The sequence below is a fragment of the Mycetohabitans sp. B8 genome (genome assembly GCF_021991875.1).
Lineage (GTDB): Bacteria > Pseudomonadota > Gammaproteobacteria > Burkholderiales > Burkholderiaceae > Mycetohabitans.
Genome location: NZ_JAHLKR010000016.1, coordinates 374,572 through 394,198, shown reverse-complemented (window position 1 = coordinate 394,198; position 19,627 = coordinate 374,572). Strand labels below are relative to the sequence as shown.

Here is a 19,627-nt window from a genome sequence, read left to right as displayed (position 1 = left end):
CGCGGCAGCCGTCTAGCACGCATCCCGCGTCAATGCGTGTCAACAGCCGCCGTGGCCAACTGCTGTGCGCACGCGATGGCTTTTTCCATTGCCGCAACGATGTCTTCCCGCGCCGCAGCGTCGCCTACCCGCAGCGCATAGGACGGGTGCCACGTGGCGACCAACCACGCGTCACCGAGTCGCACAGGCGCGTGCAGGTAGTCCCGCAGGTTGACGTTGCGGCGCAGGACCGCGCAGAGCGCCGTGGCCCCCAGCGTGACGATGACGGCCGGCCGCACACGCGCCAGTTCCTGCTCTAGCCAATGAGCACAAGCGTGAACCTCGCGTTGCGCGGGCGTTTTGTGCATGCGTCGCTTGCCGCGCGCAATCCATTTGAAGTGCTTGACCGCGTTGGTCAGGAAGACCGTGTGGCGCGGCACACCGGCGCGGTGCAGCGCCTCGTCCAGTATCTGACCGGCGGGGCCCACGAACGCGCGGCCGGCCAAATCCTCGTGATCGCCCGGTTGTTCGCCGATCAACATCATCCGGGCGGTTTCCGGACCGTGGCCTGGCACTGCCTGCGTGGCACTGCGCCACAAGCCGCAGCGACGGCATTCGTCGAGCGAAGACGGGACCGGCCGTAATGGCCGCGCGCGCCGCGCGTCCACGGCGACCTGCTTGCCTGTCATCGCGCGCACTGCTTCGGCCTGTGCGACACGGCGCGCGCCACTTCGCGCGTCGGCGATCATTGCCGGTATCAACGGCCCCTCGGGTAAATGCTTCCAAAAGCGCACTGGCATATGCTGGTGCAGCGCCGTTTCGTTCAGCCGCGCCGGATTGAAAGTGCTCTTGTAATAGGCGAGCCACAGCGACTCGACTTCGTCAACAGCGGCACCGGCCCGTATTGTCGCCGCATCGCCAGATACGGCCGACAACTGTAGCGTCGCGCCATTCCACAGCGCCGCGCCCTGTGGCGTGCCGATCCACCAGGACGACGTTCCCATGCGACGCGCAAAATGCTCTGCCGCGTACGCTAACACATCGTGATCGGGCTCGTACCAGGCCAGGTATTCCGGTATGCCAGCGCCGTCACGTCGATGAAAGCGCACGTACGCGATCATGTCGTGTTTGGCACGCCGCACGGACTTGGCCATCGCGTGCAGCCGTGCACCGTCTTCGTCGGCCGCTGACGCCACCGCCCGATCGCCATGCCACCATCGCCATAGGACCCGGTACAAAAGTGCCCAACGTTGCGGTGAACGATACAGCGCGGCGTCTTGCAGCAGCGACGCCAACGCGCTCGAGATGCTTACGCGCAAGCCGGCGCTGCCGTTGTCCGCACCCAATCCCCGCGTCCGATCGTCGCATACGGCCGGTGCGGCTGTCGGATAGTCCAGCGGCATTTGTGCCGTGGTGACGCTGGTTACCGAACCGTGTTCAACCCATGTCACGGCCTCTGGGGGCCAACCCGCCACAAGCGCGCGCAACGCCTGAGATCGCCAGCTGGCGTAGCCGCCGTTGACTAGCAGCGTGGACGGGCACGCGCCGCTCATAGCAATGCCAATTGCACGGGGGCGCGCGACAGTGTGTGCCGCAGCTGTTCCGATGGCATATCGACTCGTGCGGGTCTGTAGTCCTGCACCACGATAAACGATCTGACCTGATCCATCACGCAACGCAGACGAATCAAATCGTGATAGCGGATCGCGCGCACGCGACGCAACTGCGCCAGCCGCTTTGCATTGCGTACGCCAATGCCCGGTACGCGGGCGAGCATCCATGGTGGCGCGCGATTCAAATCGACTGGAAACGATTCGCGGTGCGCCAACGCCCAAGCCAGCTTTGGATTGATATCCAACGGCAGGTCGCCGTCGTTTTGAAACAGTTCCTCGGCACGGAAGCCATAACCGCGCAACAAGAAGTCCGCTTGATACAGCCGATGTTCGCGTAGAAGCGGTGGAGCTTGCGAAGGGAGCGCGGACGGGCTGTCCGGGATCGGGCTGAAAGCGGAGTAATACACGCGTTTCAATTGGTAGGCGCCGTACAGCGTTTGGGCGGTGCGTAAAATGGTGCGGTCGTTGGCATCATCGGCACCCACGATCATTTGCGTGCTTTGCCCGGCCGGCGCGCTCAGTGGCGCCTGTTTCTCGCTCTGCGCTTGTTCCCGAGCCAGACGGATTGCTCCCATGGCGCGCTTGATTGTCGACGCGTTCTTCTCGGGCGCCAGCCGTTGTAGGCCGTGCTCGGTCGGCAGTTCGATGTTCACGCTAAGCCGGTCGGCATATTGGCCAGCCTCCGAGATGAGCCGTGGATCGGCGTCCGGGATCGTCTTCAAATGAATATAACCGCGAAATTGGTGCTCTTCACGCAGCGACCGCGCCACATGGACCAATTGCTCCATCGTGTAGTCGGCGCTGCGGATCACGCCGGAACTGAGGAATAGGCCGTCGATGTAATTGCGCCGGTAGAAGTCCATCGTCAGATTGACCACCTCTTGCGGCAAAAAACGCGCGCGCGGGACATTGCTAGAGCGCCGGTTCACGCAATACTGGCAATCGTACTGGCAGAAATTGGTCAGCAAAATCTTCAGCAACGACACACACCGGCCATCTGGCGTATAACTATGACAAATGCCAGCGCCTACGCTGGCACCAAGCCCAGCATGCGCTTGCGCATCTCGTTCAGGCGCGCCGCTACTGGCGCATGACGCATCGTATTTAGCCGCGTCGGCCAAAATTTCGAGCTTCTTCAGCAATTCCATCGCGATGGCAATACTGTATGGATATACAGTATTATACGCACTGGCGCGCGGCTCGCAACCCAGATGTCACCGCACAGCCAGGGCCACGTGGCGCTGTAGCCATGGGCCGTTAGCTCACTTTCTTCAGCGCATCCGCCTTGTGGATTGCCGTTTTGCCGGTACGCGCGCTTTTGACTTCGTACTGAGGCTCGCGCGCAGACGCCTTGACAATATGGCGGCCCGCCTTAGCGGTACCTGTCACCTTACGGGTGACGACGCCGTCCGTGCGTCCCTGCGAAGTTTGCCATTGGACTTTGTCGCCTTTGGATAAAGTAACCATACCGATCTCCCGGAAACGCGGCGGCCCGATGGGCCCCGACGATCGGTTCATGCGCAACAAGCGTGCCCTCGACGGCGATGGACCGATTCGATCAACCCGATGCCACGGTGAAGGCTTGCAAACTTGCTTCGTCAATGAGCAGGCGCAGTTTCCGTTGCTCAGCAGCACTGCTCTGAGCCGTTTGGTTAGCGCGTATGCGGGTTGTCCCCGGTGCAACGGCCAACGGGTTCGCGGCGCATGTTCATCGGTGCCGCATCGACCTGCGGTTCAATCGGGGGCGCGTGTGAAACGCATCGCAGTTCCATCGCGTGTGATGCGCTCCCAGACCGCGCGCTTTTCTTCGTCGGTCATGAACACCCAGTTCGACACCTCCTCCGCCGTCCGGCCACAGCCTTTGCAGACTTCGTCGAACAAGGTGGAGCATACGCCGATGCATGGGCTGTCCGGCTGGGAGTGAAGGGGAGAACTCATCGGTGACACCGTAAAAGACGGGAAGCGGCAAACCTGCATCTTAATCCACTTTCCACTTTGGCTATTCCCGCTTACCATGAGATGCTGTCGCCAGTCGGGGCCGTCCACTGCCGCCGCCCCGCAGGCGCACCAGTGGATAGGCTAGCTGGGAATCGATGCTGCCGTACCAGCCGTGCGTCCGGCCCCGGCCCCGGCTCGACGACGTTGCCGCTGGTGGTGTGCTCGCGTGTGCGACTGGGGCTGAATCCGGAAATGAACGCGTTGGCGACGCTGTTCATCTCTGTCGTCACGATTGCAGTGATCGTCGTCAACCGTGCGATGCAAGTGCAGCAGCGGCGGCGCGTCGCACCGGCCGCATAATGCAGCGCCCCCGTGGGAGACGGCGGGCGGCTAGCTCGAGAGCGTGCGTGCGTAGGTCAGGTGCTGGTACAGCGTATCGGGGTCGGTGTTGGTGCCGCACAGCAGCACGCCGACGCGCTTGCCTTCGAGCGCGTCGCGCAGCGGCCCGAGCAGTGCGGCGAGCGCCGCCGCGCACGCAGGCTCGACAGCCAGTTTCAGTTGCTCAAACAAGCGCAGCATGGCTACGCGCAGCTGGTTATCGGATACGGTGACCATTCGATCGATGTGCCGGCGGCACAACACGTAGCTGTACTCCTCGGTGTGCGGCGCTAGCAGCGAATCGGCGACACTGCGCATCGGGCCCATCTTCACCGTATGGTTTGCCGCGAAGCTCTTGCTCATCGCGTCGGCCCCTTCCGGCTCGACGCCATAGACATGAATGCGTGGGTTCACCACGCGCAACGCGGTGGAGACACCCGCGCCGAGCCCGCCGCCGCCGACCGGCACGATCACCGCGTCCAGTGCCGGCGTCTGCGTGGCCCATTCGTAGCCGAGCGTCGCGGTGCCGAGCACGGTGCGATACCCATTGAACGGGTGGATGAAGTAGCGCCGCTCGTCCGCCTCGATGCGTCGGACTTTGTCGAATGCCTGCGCGCCGTCGTCGGCGAACACCACTTCGGCACCATACTGGCGACACAGCTCGACGCGCGCCGGGCAGGCCGTCTTGAGCATCACCACCTTAGCGCTGATGCCCAGGCGCATCGCGGCGTGTGCGACGGCGGCCGCGTGATTGCCGGCGCTTACGCACGTGACGCCGGCGCTGCGCTGTGCGTCGTTCAGCGCCAACAGGTTGGAGAACGCGCCACGCACTTTGAAGGAGCCCGCGGCCTGGAATAATTCGAACTTGAAGTTGATGGTTGTGCCTTCGAGGGACGGAAAATCGCTGCGATCGAAGGTCGGCGTACGAATCACCCACGGGGCGAGCGCCAGGTGCTGCGTGGCGATATCATCCAACGTCGGCACGCGTTGGCCATCAATCAACGCGGGCGTGGTCGATACGTTCACCGCGGACGCGGCCAATGGCTTGGAAACAGGCGGCGGCGCGGCCCAGTCAGACATGCGTATGAACCTCGAGACTGGTGATCAGTTGGCGAATGAACGACTCGCTCGCGCCCAGTTGCTCGAGCGAAACAAATTCGTTTGGCTTATGGGCCTGCTCAATATTGCCCGGCCCGCAGACGACGGTCGGGATCCCGGCGCGCTGGAACAGGCCGGCCTCGGTGCCATAGGCGACCTTGCGCTTGTCCTGGTCGGCGGTCAGCGCCCGTACCAGTTGCGTGATCGCCGCCTGCTCGCTGGCGTCCAGCCCCGGGGCGGCGGCGATCTCCGAGATCTCGATAGCGGCGTCCGGATGCTCGCGGCGCATCTGCGGCAGCAACGTATCACGCGCATACGTCTCGATCTGCGCCAGGATGGCCTGCGGATCCATCGTCGGCAGGTTGCGGAATTCGAACTGGAATTCGCAGTGCGCCGGGACCGTGTTGATCGCGTTGCCACCGATGATCGTACTGGTCTGCGCGGTCGTAAACGGCACATCGTAGAGCGTGTCGAACGGCCCGTGCGAGCGGTAGCGCTGCGCGACGTCGCGTATGTGGCAAATCAGCCGCGCCGCATACTCGATTGCATTGAGTCCCTGTGGTGTCAGCGATGAGTGGGCCGCGTGCCCGCGCACACAACAGCGGTATGCATTGATTCCCTTGTGGGCGATGATCGGGCGCATGCTGGTTGGCTCGCCGACGATGCAGCCTTCGGGCCGCAGGCCGCGCTTTTGCAGATCCGCGAGCAGCAGGGGGGCGCCGGCGCAACCCACTTCCTCGTCGAACGACAGCGCGAAATGAATCGGCTTGGCGAGCTTTGCCGCCTGCATTTGCGGCAGCAGGGCGAGCGCGGTGCCAATGAACCCTTTCATATCGCAGCTGCCGCGCCCGTAAAGCTTACCGTCGTGGACGCGGGCAACGAACGGATCGCTGTCCCAGTGCTGTCCGTCGACCGGTACTACGTCGGTGTGGCCGGACAGCACGATGCCGCCGTGCGAGGTGCCATCATGGGCCGGCACGGTGGCGAACAGGTTGGCCCATTGGCCTGTTTCGTCGTACGTAAGCGCCGCGTCCAGACCGACTGAGCGTAGGTAGTCGCGTACTGTTTCAATCAAGCCGAGATTGGGTAGGCGGCTCGTGGTATCGAAGCCAATCAGCTTTTCGGTCCACGCAATGGCGGCGGCACTGGCGGGTAGCTCGGGCGAGGACGGCGTACCTAGCACTGCGGCTGATGAACCGGCCGGCGCCGATGTCGCGGATGCAGACATGGTGTGGCTCCAAGTGGTTATGAGTTGATCATACCCAAAAACGAATCCGTTCCAAAGCCGCGTGGCGTAAATTCCCCTAGCACCGTGCACACGGAATTTGACTCAGGGAGTTGCGCGACTTGACTCAGGCGGTTGCGCGACGTGCGAGCGCGACATAGTGTGACGCCGCTCACGCGTTGGCCCGTTGCTTGCCCGGCGCGCTCAGCGACCGCAGCGTTTCCTTGACCATGGCGACCCGGCTCGCCAGCTCAGGACTGTGCCACTCGATCCGCAACTTGTCCTGCCCCGCCAGCTTGATGTGCCGGTGCTTCTGCACCATTTCGATGATGCGCATTGCGTCGATTGGCGGATTCGGCGCGAATTGCAGCCCAATCGCGCTTTCCGCCGCGTCGATCTTGACGATGCCCAGCGGCTTGGCGGCCAGCCGCAGTCGATGCGTTTCAATCAGCGCCTGCGCCTGCGCTGGCAGCTTGCCGAAGCGGTCGACCAGCTCTTCATGGATGCCGTCAATGGCCTCGCTTACTTCGCAATTGGCCAGGCGCTTGTACAGCGACAGGCGCTCCTGCACATCGCTGCAATAATCGGCTGGCAGGATGGCTGGCACATGCAAGTTGATCTCGGTCGTGGCGGCCAGCGGTGCGTTCAAGTCCGGCTCGCGGCCATCCTTCAACGCGCGCACGGCGTCATTGAGCATATCGGTATAGAGTTGGAAGCCAATTTCTTGGATGTCGCCGGACTGCTTGTCGCCCAACACCTCCCCAGTGCCGCGGATCTCCAGATCATGCATCGCGAGATAGAAGCCGGCCCCCAGTTCCTCCATTTGTTGGATCGCCTCGAGGCGGCGCTGCGCCTGCCGGGTCAGCGACTGTGGGTCGTTGACCAGCAAGTAGGCGTACGCTTGGTGATGGGAGCGACCGACACGGCCCCGCAACTGGTGCAGTTGGGCCAAGCCAAATTTATCGGCGCGATGAATCAAGATCGTGTTGGCGCTCGGCACGTCGATCCCGGTTTCGATAATCGTCGTGCACAGCAGCACGTTGGCCCGTTGCGCCACAAAGTCGCGCATCACGCGCTCGAGCTCGCGCTCGTGCATTTGGCCGTGCGCCACCGCGATGCGGGCTTCGGGCACCAGCGCTTCGAGCGCCGCACGACGGCTGTCGATTGACTCCACTTCGTTATGCAGAAAGTAGACCTGGCCACCGCGCTTGAGCTCGCGCAACATGGCCTCGCGGATCACGCTGTCTTCCTCACGCCGCACAAAGGTCTTGATCGCCAGGCGCTTTTGCGGCGCGGTGGCGATCACCGAGAAGTCCCGCAGCCCTTCCAGGGCCATGCCCAGCGTGCGAGGGATCGGCGTAGCGGTCAAGGTCAGCACGTCCACTTCCGCGCGCAGCGCCTTGAGGGCCTCCTTTTGCCGCACACCGAAGCGGTGCTCCTCGTCGATGATCACGAGTCCCAGGCGCTTGAAGCGCACATTCGCGGACAGCAGCTTGTGGGTGCCGATCACAATGTCGACGTTGCCGTCGTTGATTGCCTGGATGGCGGCACTGACCTCCTTGGCGGACTTGAAGCGCGACAACTCAGCGATGCGCACCGGCCAGTCGGCAAAACGGTCGGTGAAGGTCTGCACGTGCTGCTCGGCCAGCAGCGTCGTCGGCGACAACAACGCCACCTGTTTGCCGCCAAGCACCGCGATGAAGGCTGCACGCAGCGCCACTTCGGTCTTGCCGAACCCGACGTCGCCGCACACCAGCCGGTCCATCGGCTTGCCACTGGTCATATCGCCGATTACCGCGGCAATGGCGGCGGCCTGATCCGGCGTCTCGTCGAAGCCGAAGCTTTCTGCAAAGCGTACGTAGTCGCGCGGGTCCAGTGCGAACGCGTGGCCCTGGCGCGCCGCGCGGCGGGCATACAGGTTCAGCAGCTCCGCTGCGGTATCGCGGATCTGCTGGGCGGCGCGCCGCTTGGCTTTTTCCCATTGGCCCGAGCCGAGTGCGTGCAGTGGCGCGCTGTCCGGATCGGCACCGCCGTAGCGAGCGATCACGTGCAACTGCGACACCGGCACGTACAGCTTGCTGTCGCCTTGATATGCCAAGTGCAGGAACTCGGTGTCGCCTTCGCCCAGATCCATCGTCACCAGGCCCATGTACCGTCCGACGCCGTGCTGGCTGTGAACGACAGGGTCGCCGACCTTCAACTCAGACAGATCGCGCACCATCGAATCGACGTCGCTGGCCTGTTCCTGGCGCCGACGGCTGGCGCGGCGCGCAAGCGGCCCATACAGCTCGGTTTCGGTGACCAGCGCAATATGCTCAGCCGGTAGCACGAAGCCGGACGCCACGGGCGCAACGGCCAGCCCGAACGGCGCGTTGCCTTGTACGAACGCGTCGAACGAATCGAACAGCGACACCCGCAGATGGTGATCGGCGAGCAATTGGGCGATGGTCTCGCGGCGTCCGGCTGACTCCGCGACAAGCAGAACCCGCTGGCCCGCCGTGTCGAGATAGCGGCGCAGTGCGGCGACCGGATCGTGTGCGTGCCGGTCGATTGCCAGCGATGGCAGCGGCATCGACCAGCGCTCGGCGTCATCCGAGGGCTTCGCACCGAGCGAGAGCCGCGCAAACGGCTTGGCCAACGTGAAGAAGTCCTGCTCGGATAGGAACAGTCGCGCGGGCGCCAGGATCGGACGCTCGCGGTCATGTGACAAAAATGCGTGCCGCTGCTTCGTCTCGGCGCTGAAATGCCGGATCGACGCCTCGATATCGCCGACTAGCACCAACTGCGTGTGCTTGGGCAGGTAGTGGAATAGCGTCGCGGTGTCCTCGAAGAACAGTGGCAGGTAGTATTCGATACCCGCCGCCGCCACGCCATTGCCGATGTCCTTGTAGATCGGCGCACGGGACGGATCGCCTTCGAATTCAGCGCGCCATCGACTGCGAAATGCAGTGCGCGCGGCCTCATCGAACGGGAACTCGCGTCCCGGCAGCAGGCGTACTTCGCGCACCGGGTAAAGACTGCGCTGCGTATCGGGATCGAACGCGCGAATCGAATCAACCTGGTCGTCGAACAGGTCGATCCGGTACGGCAACGACGAACCCATCGGGAACAAATCGATCAGCGAGCCGCGCACACAGTATTCGCCCGGACGCACGACCTGGCTCACGGGCTCGTAGCCGGCCAGCATGAGCCGCGACTTGAACTTGGCTTCGTCCAGCCGCTGGCCTTGCTTGAACTCGAAGGTGTACGCAGCCATGAACGTGGCTGGTGGCATCCGGTACAACGCGGTCGTGGCCGGCACGACCAGAATGTCGCAACGTCCTTCGCCCAGGTCGTGCAACGTGGCGAGTCGCTCCGAAATCAGGTCCTGGTGCGGCGAGAAAGTATCGTACGGCAGGGTTTCCCAGTCGGGTAAAAGCTGCACGCGCACGCCGGGCGCGAAGCAGCCGATTTCCTGCTGCAGGCGCTGCGCATCGACCGCGCTCGCGCAGATCAGCGCGAGCATCGGTATGCGGTCGCGATACGCCAAATAATAGCGCGCAATCGCCAGCGCATCGGCGGACCCCGATGCGCCATCGAACACATAGCGCTGGCCCTCCTTGATGAATGGAACGGGGCAGGCGAACGGGGCGGACGGTGAATCGGGCGGGGTAGCGGAATAATCTGGCATGAGCAGGCAATGAGGGCTGCGGGCGGCAACTTGAATCGACTATTATAAAATCCGTCTTTCATTTTGACTCTGCACGGATTGTGCGACTTTCGTGACCTCTCGCCTGTTTGCTTTGATTCCCTGCGCTGGCACTGGCTCGCGCGCGGGCTCGCCCATCCCGAAGCAGTACCGGACGATTGCCGGACGCAACCTGTTGTACTACTCGCTGGCGGCATTCGATGCATGCTCGGAGTTCACTCAAACCCTGGTGGTGCTCGCACCCGACGACGGGTATTTTGATCCGCGGCGCTTCGGCGCGTTGCGCTACGCGGTCAGGCGCTGCGGCGGTGAAACCCGGCACGCATCGGTGCACAACGGACTGCTTGCGCTGGCCGAATTCGGCGCGCGCGACGATGACTGGGTCTTGGTCCACGACGCGGCGCGACCGGGCATCACGCCCGAATTGATCCGTGCGCTGGTGGCTGCCGTGCGGGACGATCCTGTTGGCGGCATCGTGGCGATGCCGGTGGCCGACACGCTCAAGCGGGTCAATTCGTCGCAGTGTCCCGCAGGCGGCGACGGCGCGGCGACGCCGCGTATCGGCGCGACCGAGCCGCGCGATAACCTATGGCAGGCGCAGACGCCACAGATGTTCCGCATCGGCACGCTGCGCGAGGCGCTTGTACAGGCACAGGCGCGTGGCCATGCGGTGACCGACGAGGCTTCCGCGCTCGAATCGCTGGGCTACGCGCCCCGGGTTGTGCAAGGCAGCCTATGCAACTTCAAGGTGACGTACCCGGAAGATTTCGCGTTGGCCGAAGCGCTCCTCAAACATGATGCGGCGCGCTGAACACTGCCACGCCGGTCACGCCGCGCTCAGCTTGCTGCGGCGCTCAGTCCATTCAACCCAGCAGGAGAACGACGAATGAATTTGCGAATTGGCCAGGGCTACGACGTGCATGCACTCGTGCCGGGGCGGCCGCTGGTGCTCGGCGGTGTGACGGTCCCCTACGAACGCGGGCTGCTTGGCCATTCGGACGCCGATGCGCTGCTGCACGCGATCACCGATGCGCTGCTCGGCGCCGCGGCGTTGGGCGACATCGGCCGCCATTTCCCCGATACGGATCCACACTTTGCCGGCGCCAACAGTCGCGTGCTGCTGCGCGAGGCGGCGCGGCGGGTGGCGCAGGCAGGCTATCGCGTCGTCAACGTGGACAGCACGGTAATCGTGCAGCAACCTAAGCTAAGCAAACACATTCCAGCGATGTGCGAGAACATTGCAGCGGATCTTGGCCTGGACAGCAACGCGGTCAACGTCAAGGCGAAGACTAACGAAAAGCTGGGCTATCTCGGCCGCGGCGAGGCCATTGAGGCGCAGGCCGTGGTGCTGCTCGCCAGCCACTGAGGCGCTGCGGCTGCGGTTGCGGCAAAGGGGGGCGTCGGGTGCTGCCGCCCGCTGGCATCCGCCCATCGTGCAATGGGGCTGTGCTTGGGCGTCACGCCAAGCGGGCTCATGCGCCGATGCGCGTATCAGACCGGCTCCGGACGGCCATTGCGGCTGAGCGGAAAATCGATCGTGACCTCTAGCCCGGGACCGGGCACGCGGTTGCGCAGCCGCACAGAGCCGTGATGGCGGCTAACCAGCCGCTGCACGATCGCCATGCCCAGCCCGGTGCCATCCGCCTGACTGCGGGCCGTGTCGACGCGGTAGAACGGGCGGGTCACCAGGCTAAGTTGGTCCTCCGGGATGCCCGGGCCCTCGTCCAACACCGACAACTCGACGCGGGCATGCACGAGTTGCGTCTCTATCGTGATGTGCGGGATGCCATCCTCGGCGCTGCGCCCGTACTTGCGTGCGTTTTCGATCAAGTTGCCGACCACGCGACGCAGATCGGTCGCGTCCGCGTCGACCAGCGCGCCTTGCGACAGCCGCGTGGTGATGCGCACGTCGTCTTCCGACGCCATGCGCGCGACCGCTTCGCTGGCGACCAACGACAGGTCGACACGCTCTGGCGCCTGCTGCATCGGACGCGCATAGTCGAGGAAACGACCGATGATCCTGTCCATCTGCTCGATATCATCGATCATCGCGGCCTTCGTCACGTCGTCCGACGGACTCATTTCGGTTTCGAGCCGCAGGCGGGCCAGCGGCGTGCGCAAATCATGCGAGATGCCGGCGAGCATCAGCGCGCGGTCCGCCTCGAGTTGCTGCAAATCGCGAACCATTTGGTTAAAGCTGCGGTTTGTCTCTGCCGCGACGCCAAGCCCACGCTCGGGCAGCGGCGCTGGCGTGTGCCCCTGGCCGACCCGGCGCGCCGCCATCGCCAGCCGCGAGAACGGTCGGTTCACCAGACTCGTGATGAATGCCGCCCCGAGCAGCGACAGTGCCAGCGCAAACGTGCCCCAGCCGAACCATTGCAGGCCGGTGACGTTGTCGAGTTGATCTCGATCCAGCGCAACCCAGTAGTCGTCGTCATCGATCTTGAAGCTGATCCACACGCCCGGTATGTCATTGACCGACTGGGCGATGACGGTATCCTCGCTGAGCCGTGCGCGAATATTCTTCTCGATCAGCCGTGTTAATGATTCGTCCGGCTGCAGCGTGTACTGGTCGGTGGTCTCACGCGGGTAGACCCGGATGCCCTCGTTGCTTTCTAGGTCCTGCAGTAGCGCGCGCCGCAGATCCGGGTCGGAGTACAGCAGCGCAGTGCGCGTGAGCTTGACGATCGCCACCAGTTGCATCGCGACGCGCTCGGCGCGCGGCTCGCGCTCAATCACTCGAAAGCTCTGGAACCATGCGGCTAGGCTCACCGCGATCAACAAAGCAATCAGCAGGAAGGTGCGCCAGAATAAGCCGCCGAACGCGAGTGTCAGTAACCGACGATCAATGCGCATCACAGGAGGGCGTCAGTGAGACGATCCATCAAGCTGGGGTGGGCGGCGCACGGTGCGTGCTTAGGCGGCGCCATCGGGAATGAACACGTAGCCCAGGCCCCATACGGTCTGGATGAAGCGCGGGCTGCCCGGATCGGGCTCGATGAGCTTACGCAGCCGCGAAATCTGCACGTCGAGGCTGCGGTCGAACACCTCGTATTCGCGGCCGCGCGCCAGTTCCATCAGCTTTTCTCGCGACAGCGGCTGACGCGGATGGCGCGCAAACACCTTCAGCACCGAAAACTCGCCGGTGGTCAGCGGGATCTCCTGGCCGTTCTTGGTCAGCGTGCGGGTGGCCAGGTTCAGCGCGAACTCGCCGAACTCGAACACTTCCGCCGTCTCCGATGGCGCGCCGGGCAACTCCGATGGCGCTTGGCGACGCAATACCGCATGAATGCGCGCAACGAGTTCGCGAGGATTGAACGGTTTCGGGAGATAATCGTCTGCACCCATCTCGAGGCCAACGATGCGATCCACATCTTCCCCCTTTGCCGTGAGCATGATGATCGGCGTGCGGTCGTTGCTGCCGCGCAAGCGGCGGCAGATTGACAGGCCGTCCTCGCCAGGCAGCATCAGATCGAGCACGAGTAGGTCGAAGCGCTCGCGGACCCACAGTTTGTTCATCGAAGGCGCGTTTTCCGCCACGTATACGTTGAAACCCTGTTCGCCTAGATAGCGACGCAACAGGTCGCGCAAACGGGGATCGTCATCGACCACGAGGATTTTGGATGGGCTTTTGGTTTCCATGGCGGAATCTTAGCGCGTTAGGACCGGACACGAGTGGGGCTTAATTATAGGGTTACACAAGGTTACAAAATTTACCCATGCCGGCACATGTGGTAAACCGGCCACGCGTAGACTTCGTTATAAGCAAGGGACTTATGGTTGCAACGAAGAGCAAGATATTGTCGCAAGTCACGAAGGGAACGACATGACGGGGTGGGTGCGATACGTGAGGGCAGGCGCGCTCGGACTTGCCCTGGGCGGCGCCGTAACCGGCACGATCGTCCACGTGAGCCCGGCGTTCGCGCAAGGTAATCGTGAGCGGCCGTCGCCTCCCAACGGACTAGACCGGTACACACCGCCCAAGCCGAGCCAGCCGCCCGCCAGCGTGGCGGCGGATCGCTTGGCCGTGCCTGCCGAGTTCGACCAGCAGCGCAGACGCGATGGGCGCATGACACCGGAAGAGCGGCAACTGCTGCGCCAGCATATCGAAGATGCGGTGCGCGAACTGTACAAGCGATAAGCTTGGCTGCCGCGCGATCATGGACGTCGCGGCGGCGCCGACGGATTCCCGCCAAGCGTTTTGAACCCCAGCCAACCTGGCTAGATCGTGCATCGGAGACAATTTCTTACCGTGGGTGGCGCCGCGCTATGCGCGCTGGGCGCGCCCGGCTCGCCGGGGCGGCTTGCGGCGCGGGCGCCCCATGCGGCGGTTGCCGCGCGTGGCCGCGAAGCGCCGGTCCACCGGATGACGTTGATCTTGATCGAGCTCAGTGGCGGCAACGATGCGTTGAACACGGTCATTCCGTATGAGGACCCGCGTTATCGGCAACTGAGGCCGACGATCGGGATTGCGCGCGAGCGAGTGATTCCGCTCAACGGGCGCACCGGCCTGCATCCGTCGCTGGTCGCGCTGAAGCCGTGGTGGGACGACGCGTCGCTCGCCATCGTGCAAGGCGTGGGCTACCCGTGGCCGAACCTGTCCCACTACCGTTCACGGGAAATCTGGGAAACTGCATCGGCATCGCACGAATACCGGCGTGACGACTGGCTGGCCCGGGCCTTCGCGCCATCAGCGGGGCAACCGCTGTTGCCAGTGCGCTCACCATGGCCAGCGCAGCTGTCGCTGCCAGGACAGGGACCACCAGGGCCGGGACGCTCGCGAGGGCAGGGCCGACTCTCCACGCAGGGGCCATCGCCCGACCATGGGGCTCACGGCTATCGGTTTGCAACCCGCTTTGCCCGTGGCGCGTTCGGCGTGGCGATCCGTCGCGCCATGCAGCAGCTTGCGCTCGCGCGCCACGATCCGACGCACGTCCCACCCGTGATCCGGCTCGCGTTGAACGGTTTCGACACCCACCATAACCAGCCGGCACAGCATGCCGCGTTGCTGGCGCAATTGGCCGACGGCATGGTCGCGCTGCGCGGCGCGCTGACTGAGCTCGGCCGCTGGAAGTCAGCGCTGATCATGACGCATGCGGAATTCGGCCGCCGTGCCGACGAAAACGCCGATGGGGGCACCGAACACGGTACCGTCGCCGCGCACTTCGTTGCCGGTGCACGCGTGCGGGGCGGATTCTATGGTGTCGCGCCGCAACTGAGCCAACTCGATGGTGACGGCCATCTGCCCGTTGGTATCGATTTCCGCTCGCTCTATGCGACGGTGTTGCAGCAGGGGTGGGGTATCGAGGCAGCCCCCGTGCTCGGTGCACGGTTCGATATGTTGCCGGGGCTGTTGCGTTGAGCAGGGGCCCGGAGATGACGGGCGTCTAGGGATGCGTGCCGTTGCGGGCGCAAATGCGTCAGCGCGTGCGCCAGGCAATCCACAACTTGCGCAGCGGCGTCAGCGCGATGCGCTGATGCAGCACGCGATAGTCTTCCGCCTCGAGTTCGCGCAGCAGCGCCAGCGACATGGCGGCTTGCGCGCGGAGCATGCGCTGTGTTCGGCGCTCGGCGGCCGGCATCGCGCCGAGCGCATCGGTGAGCGTGCTACGCGCACGCTCGACCTGGAATGACATCAATTGCGTGAAGCGTTCGCCGTAGCGACGATGCAGGATGTCGGCGGCTGTCACGCCGAATCGCTGCATTTCGTCGATCGGGATGTAGATGCGGCCGCGTCGCGCGTGCTCGCCGGTGCGCTCGACGATATCGGCAAGCAGCAACGCCCGCCCAAGCGCCGGGGCCCATGACACCAGGCTGGCCGGCTCGCGAGCGGTGACTTCGGCCACGGCATTGGCCAATGCGGCGCCTACCTGCTCCACGTAACGGTCCAGTCCTGCGAAATCGAGATAGCGTGCCTGGTCCAGGTCCATCTGGTAACCAGACAGCCACGTCATGAACGCTCCGATTGGCACCGTGCTGGCATAATGGCGGGCGATCGCCTGCGTCACCGGATGGGTTGGCGCGCCCTGTGCGAGGGCACCGAACTCGCGTTGCCACCAGGCGAGCTTGGCGCGCCCGACAGCTGGATCACTGACTTCGCTGACGCTTTCGGCCAGTTCCCGATGCAATGCGTACAGCGCGGTCAACAACGGCTGCGCGGTCAACGGCGCCCGCCGTAGCGCATAGTACATGCTGGTTCCGGCCGGGGCTGCCTTTTGCTGGCAATAATCGTCGATGTTCAAGCGAGGCGAAACGTGCAAGAGCGCGCGCGGCGTGTGCCGCGTGCAAGGCATCAAAGTTTAGCATTGATCATACACGCGGTGCAGACAACGGGCGGCGAATCGGTTAGAATCTTGCGCTTGCAGCGTCCAGATCGGGCTGACCGATCTTTCGGCGAGGCAAAACAGACAACCGGGCGGCGTGCAATGCGCCCCTGGATGCGAGGATGGCGAAATTGGTAGACGCACCAGGTTTAGGTCCTGACGCCCGCAAGGGTGTAGGGGTTCGAGTCCCCTTCCTCGCACCATCGATCCACCGCCGGCGTGCCTCGCGGCCGTCATCAGGGCGCCGGCGACGGCCGTGCGCGCGCAGCGCAACGTGTACTGGGCCGCGCTGTGCCCGCGTGCCAGTTGTGCCGTCATCGTCGGCAACCCGCTCCCCCTTTGCAGGATAATCAGATGGCCGAAAGGATCGTCGGCAACTTTATCGTTCGCACCATGCAGAGTTCGACGCGGCCGGGCGAATGGACGTCCACTTATTTTATTTCCCGGCTTGACGCGAAGTTACGCGAGGGGTGGGTCGTGCGGCAGGCGATCGATGCGGTATTCGACAACCAGAATGCCGCCGCCGAGTATGCGCTCGACGCTGGCGTCAAGGCGGCCGCCCGGCTTGCGCCCGATGCCCGCGGCGAGCGCCGCGAGCGCGGCTAGCGTGTCGACGCACTCGCGCGTTTGGCGCGCGGTTTGGCCGTTTTCTGTGCCTTCGCTGCCTCCGCGTCGCGTGCCGCGGCAATCACTTTGTCGAGCAGCCGGCTCAGTTGGGCATGCTCGCGCTCGCCAAGCATGGCGAACAAGTCGTCGTTCCAGCGCCGTGCGATCGGCATGATTTTGCGATACAGCGCGCGCCCGGCCGGGGTCAGTGATACGACGACGATACGTCCATCGTCGCGGCTTGCCTGGCGCTGCAGTAGCGCACGCCGCATCAAAGCTTCCGCGGCGCGGCTTGCCTGGCTTTTGTCGAGATTGGCGTGCCGGGCCAGCTCGATGACCGAGAACGGCCCGAATGCGCCGACGGCTGCAATCACGCGTGCCTCGGCAATCGATATGCCGATTTTGCGCTGGTAGAGCTCGCTAATGCCGCGTTCGGATAGCTTGTTGAGCACGTGTACGCGGTAGGTAAGAAATTGGGTCAGGCCGGATTGATCGGCGGAAGTCATGTTGCTCCTGTTGAAGAGTCTAGTGTAGAAACGTCAATTTGACTCGCACAAGCTGCTTCGCGGCATCGCTGAGCAGCGTCGGCGCGTTGCGAATGGTCGCATCCAGCGACATGGGGGCCGACACCGGCGAAAAGCAGCCGGCGAAATGCTCGCTCAGCCGCGGCGGCGCGTCGGCATTGGGCGCGCCGACAGCACCGTGGCCGGCACGCCCGCATGCGCGGCGCGCTGGCAGGCGATAAACGGCGCTTTGCCATACAGCGTTTAGGCATCGGAACAGCCTTCGCCGGTGTTCAATTAGACGGCGTCTACCCGTGCATCGTCCAAGCCGATTGGGTCCGCGACGAGTTCGGCGCCGGGGCGCAGTGGTGCGCCAAGCATCGGTAACGCATAGCCGAGGTCGCCCGCTGCGCCGGCGCTTGGCCGCCCACGCGGTCTGGTTGACACCCAGTGAGCCCTTGAACGAATCCGGCGCCACGACGATCACCGACGCGGCGTGCCGGATGCGGGCCCCGGCACGGGATGACTGCACAGCCGCGGCGGCCTGCAGGCGGGCGTCAATGCGATGAGATGACGAAGCGGGCATCGGAACAACCAGTCTCCTAGCGTCTTGGGTTGGCCGGTTGACAACGGCGTGAACCGAAAGCTTATCAAACGCGGCCCGCGCTGCCATCTGGGAGCCGGCGCGATAGCACGCGGCATACGGCAAAAACGTGCGTCAGACGGGGTAAAACTGCGATTTCCGATGTTACGCGTCAATAGTTTGCTAAACTATCCGGCTTTCCAGACCCGACTGGCTGTGCCACCGCGCGCGTGCCCTGGTATCGGGCCGCCGGTCGCCTGGCGCACGGAGAACCAGACGCTCGAACACTTTAGGACGGATTGAATTCATGGCTAACGTTGTAGAAAACCTCGGCAAACTCGAACGGCGCGTGACGATTTCGCTGCCGAAGGATGTCGTTCAAAAGGAAATCGACGCGCGTATCCGCAAGCTGGCGAAGAATGTCCGCATGCCTGGTTTCCGTCCCGGCAAGGTGCCGCTGAAGATGGTCACGCAGCAGTACGCCGGCCAGGTTGAAGCGGAAGTGCTCAGCGACAAGATTGGCAAGGAGTTCTTCGACATCAGCCGCGCGCAGAACCTGCGCGTGGCGGGGCAACCGAGCTTCGCGGCGAAGCAGCAGTCGGCGCAGGACGACGCGTATGCGTTTGATGCGACGTTCGAAGTCTATCCGCAAGTGCAGCTTGGCGACATCTCGAGCGCGGAAATTGAGCGCAAGACGACGACCATCAGCGATGCGGAGATCGACCGTACCCTCGAAATTTTGCGCAAGCAGCGGGTGCATTTCCACCCTCGTGGCGAGGCGGGCGAGCATGGCGCGGGCGGCGACGATGTCAGCGCGCAGAACGGCGATCGCGTGACAGTCGATTTCGTCGGCAAGATCGATGGCGACGCATTTGCCGGCGGCAGCGCGGAGGACTTTGCGTTCGTGCTCGGCGAAGGTCGGATGCTGCCGGAGTTCGAGCAGGCGGCGCTGGGCCTGAAAGCAGGCGAGTCGAAAGAGTTCGACCTGAAGTTTCCCGATGATTATCATGGCAAGGACGTGGCCGGCAAGACCGCGCGCTTCACGATCACCGCCAAAAAGGTCGAATGGCCGCATCAGCCCGAAATCGACGCGGAATTTGCGAAGTCGCTCGGCATCGCGGATGGTGACTTGGTGAAGATGCGCGCGGAGATCAAGGATAATCTGGAACGCGAGGCGAAGCGCCGCACGCAGGCCCTCCTGAAGAATCAGGTGATGGATACGCTGTTAAAGCTCGCTGAGTTGGATGCACCGACTGCGCTGATCGAACAGGATCAGCAGCGCCTGGTCGAAATGGCGCGTCAGGATTTGGCACAACGCGGCGTGCCCGATGCGGCGAAAGCCCCGATCCCGGCCGAGATGTTCAAGGAGCAGGCCGAGCGCCGCGTGAAACTCGGGTTGATCCTGGCCGAGTTGGTCAAGGAGCATAAGCTGGAGGCGAAACCTGAGCAGATCCGGGCCGAGGTGGACGAATTCGCGAAGAGCTACGAGGACCCGAAGGAAGTCGTGCGCTGGTATTATTCAGACCAGCAGCGCCTTGCCGAGATGGAAGCGTACGTGGTCGAGAGCAACGTTGTCGACTTCGTGCTGGGCAAGGCGAAGGTGACCGATAAGGAAGTCGGCTTCGAGGAACTGGCGAACGCCTCGCAGGCGGCTCAAGCGTAACGGCGGCGCAACAGGGCGGCGGGCGAAACG

At 63.9% G+C, this 19,627-nt stretch carries 18 protein-coding genes, 1 tRNA gene and 1 pseudogene; 8 read left to right on the top strand and 12 right to left on the bottom strand.

What is annotated here, in order from left to right:
- Positions 1-29: 29 nt before the first annotated feature.
- From KQH60_RS07840 to KQH60_RS07825, 4 genes are all read right to left on the bottom strand, one after another.
- Positions 30-1,532 carry a UdgX family uracil-DNA binding protein gene (locus tag KQH60_RS07840; RefSeq protein ID WP_237575911.1) on the bottom strand — a complete coding sequence of 501 codons (1,503 nt, stop codon included), beginning with the start codon at positions 1,530-1,532 and terminating at the stop codon, positions 30-32.
- Complete coding sequence (locus tag KQH60_RS07835) at positions 1,529-2,740, bottom strand: putative DNA modification/repair radical SAM protein (RefSeq protein ID WP_237575910.1); 1,212 nt, start codon at positions 2,738-2,740, stop codon at positions 1,529-1,531. The genes KQH60_RS07840 and KQH60_RS07835 overlap by 4 nt, the downstream gene beginning before the upstream one ends.
- A 109-nt stretch (positions 2,741-2,849) precedes the next feature.
- A complete protein-coding gene (locus KQH60_RS07830; protein WP_237575909.1) occupies positions 2,850-3,059 on the bottom strand; it encodes a DUF2945 domain-containing protein in 210 nt (69 codons plus the stop codon).
- Positions 3,060-3,326: 267 nt separating this feature from the next.
- Positions 3,327-3,530 carry a DUF1289 domain-containing protein gene (locus tag KQH60_RS07825; protein ID WP_237575908.1) on the bottom strand — a complete coding sequence of 68 codons (204 nt, stop codon included), beginning with the start codon at positions 3,528-3,530 and terminating at the stop codon, positions 3,327-3,329.
- A gap of 186 nt (positions 3,531-3,716) precedes the next feature.
- Here KQH60_RS07825 and KQH60_RS07820 point away from each other — a divergent pair.
- Positions 3,717-3,890: pseudogene (locus tag KQH60_RS07820) on the top strand (putrescine ABC transporter permease PotI); the annotation flags it as partial.
- 30 nt (positions 3,891-3,920) lie between these two features.
- Here KQH60_RS07820 and KQH60_RS07815 read toward each other — a convergent pair.
- The 3 genes from KQH60_RS07815 to mfd form a co-directional block, all read right to left on the bottom strand.
- Entirely contained in the window at positions 3,921-4,994 is a 1,074-nt protein-coding gene (locus KQH60_RS07815; RefSeq protein WP_237576094.1) for a pyridoxal-phosphate dependent enzyme, read from the bottom strand.
- Positions 4,981-6,234, bottom strand: coding sequence for an acetylornithine deacetylase (argE, locus tag KQH60_RS07810; RefSeq protein WP_237575907.1), 1,254 nt, complete (start codon positions 6,232-6,234; stop codon positions 4,981-4,983). The genes KQH60_RS07815 and argE overlap by 14 nt, the downstream gene beginning before the upstream one ends.
- Positions 6,235-6,403: 169 nt before the next feature.
- On the bottom strand, positions 6,404-9,901 hold the full coding sequence (mfd, locus tag KQH60_RS07805) for a transcription-repair coupling factor (RefSeq protein ID WP_237575906.1): 3,498 nt from the start codon (positions 9,899-9,901) through the stop codon (positions 6,404-6,406).
- A gap of 91 nt (positions 9,902-9,992) precedes the next feature.
- On the opposite strand from mfd, the gene ispD reads away from it, so the two are divergent.
- On the top strand, positions 9,993-10,730 hold the full coding sequence (ispD, locus tag KQH60_RS07800) for a 2-C-methyl-D-erythritol 4-phosphate cytidylyltransferase (protein WP_237575905.1): 738 nt from the start codon (positions 9,993-9,995) through the stop codon (positions 10,728-10,730).
- 75 nt (positions 10,731-10,805) lie between these two features.
- Entirely contained in the window at positions 10,806-11,285 is a 480-nt protein-coding gene (gene ispF / locus KQH60_RS07795; RefSeq protein WP_237575904.1) for a 2-C-methyl-D-erythritol 2,4-cyclodiphosphate synthase, read from the top strand.
- A 125-nt stretch (positions 11,286-11,410) separates the two neighbouring features.
- On the opposite strand, the gene KQH60_RS07790 is transcribed toward ispF, so the two are convergent.
- Positions 11,411-12,775: a sensor histidine kinase gene (locus tag KQH60_RS07790; protein ID WP_237575903.1), complete on the bottom strand. Its 1,365-nt coding sequence runs from the start codon at positions 12,773-12,775 to the stop codon at positions 11,411-11,413.
- A 60-nt stretch (positions 12,776-12,835) separates the two neighbouring features.
- Positions 12,836-13,561: a two-component system response regulator OmpR gene (gene ompR / locus KQH60_RS07785; RefSeq protein WP_104077509.1), complete on the bottom strand. Its 726-nt coding sequence runs from the start codon at positions 13,559-13,561 to the stop codon at positions 12,836-12,838.
- Between the two features lie 184 nt (positions 13,562-13,745).
- Here ompR and KQH60_RS07780 point away from each other — a divergent pair, with 184 nt between their 5' ends.
- Complete coding sequence (locus KQH60_RS07780) at positions 13,746-14,060, top strand: hypothetical protein (RefSeq protein ID WP_237575902.1); 315 nt, start codon at positions 13,746-13,748, stop codon at positions 14,058-14,060.
- A gap of 87 nt (positions 14,061-14,147) precedes the next feature.
- Positions 14,148-15,281 carry a DUF1501 domain-containing protein gene (locus tag KQH60_RS07775; protein WP_237575901.1) on the top strand — a complete coding sequence of 378 codons (1,134 nt, stop codon included), beginning with the start codon at positions 14,148-14,150 and terminating at the stop codon, positions 15,279-15,281.
- 58 nt (positions 15,282-15,339) lie between these two features.
- On the opposite strand, the gene KQH60_RS07770 is transcribed toward KQH60_RS07775, so the two are convergent.
- Positions 15,340-16,161: a squalene/phytoene synthase family protein gene (locus KQH60_RS07770; RefSeq protein WP_237575900.1), complete on the bottom strand. Its 822-nt coding sequence runs from the start codon at positions 16,159-16,161 to the stop codon at positions 15,340-15,342.
- A gap of 197 nt (positions 16,162-16,358) precedes the next feature.
- Here KQH60_RS07770 and KQH60_RS07765 point away from each other — a divergent pair.
- Together KQH60_RS07765 and KQH60_RS07760 are read left to right on the top strand one after the other, a co-directional pair.
- A tRNA-Leu gene (locus tag KQH60_RS07765) sits at positions 16,359-16,445 on the top strand.
- A 190-nt stretch (positions 16,446-16,635) separates the two neighbouring features.
- Positions 16,636-16,848, top strand: coding sequence for a hypothetical protein (locus KQH60_RS07760; protein ID WP_237575899.1), 213 nt, complete (start codon positions 16,636-16,638; stop codon positions 16,846-16,848).
- Here the strand turns inward: KQH60_RS07760 and KQH60_RS07755 are convergent.
- Both KQH60_RS07755 and KQH60_RS15020 read right to left on the bottom strand, forming a co-directional pair.
- Positions 16,845-17,354 carry a MarR family winged helix-turn-helix transcriptional regulator gene (locus tag KQH60_RS07755; protein ID WP_237575898.1) on the bottom strand — a complete coding sequence of 170 codons (510 nt, stop codon included), beginning with the start codon at positions 17,352-17,354 and terminating at the stop codon, positions 16,845-16,847. The two genes, KQH60_RS07760 and KQH60_RS07755, sit on opposite strands and share 4 nt — an antisense overlap.
- Positions 17,355-17,648: 294 nt before the next feature.
- The gene (locus tag KQH60_RS15020; RefSeq protein WP_237575897.1) at positions 17,649-17,798 is read right to left on the bottom strand and encodes a glycerate kinase; all 150 of its coding nucleotides are present in this window, start codon (positions 17,796-17,798) and stop codon (positions 17,649-17,651) included.
- Between the two features lie 443 nt (positions 17,799-18,241).
- Here KQH60_RS15020 and tig point away from each other — a divergent pair, with 443 nt between their 5' ends.
- Positions 18,242-19,597, top strand: a complete 1,356-nt coding sequence (gene tig / locus KQH60_RS07745; protein ID WP_237575896.1) for a trigger factor — start codon at positions 18,242-18,244, stop codon at positions 19,595-19,597.
- The last annotated feature ends 30 nt before the right edge of the window (positions 19,598-19,627 follow it).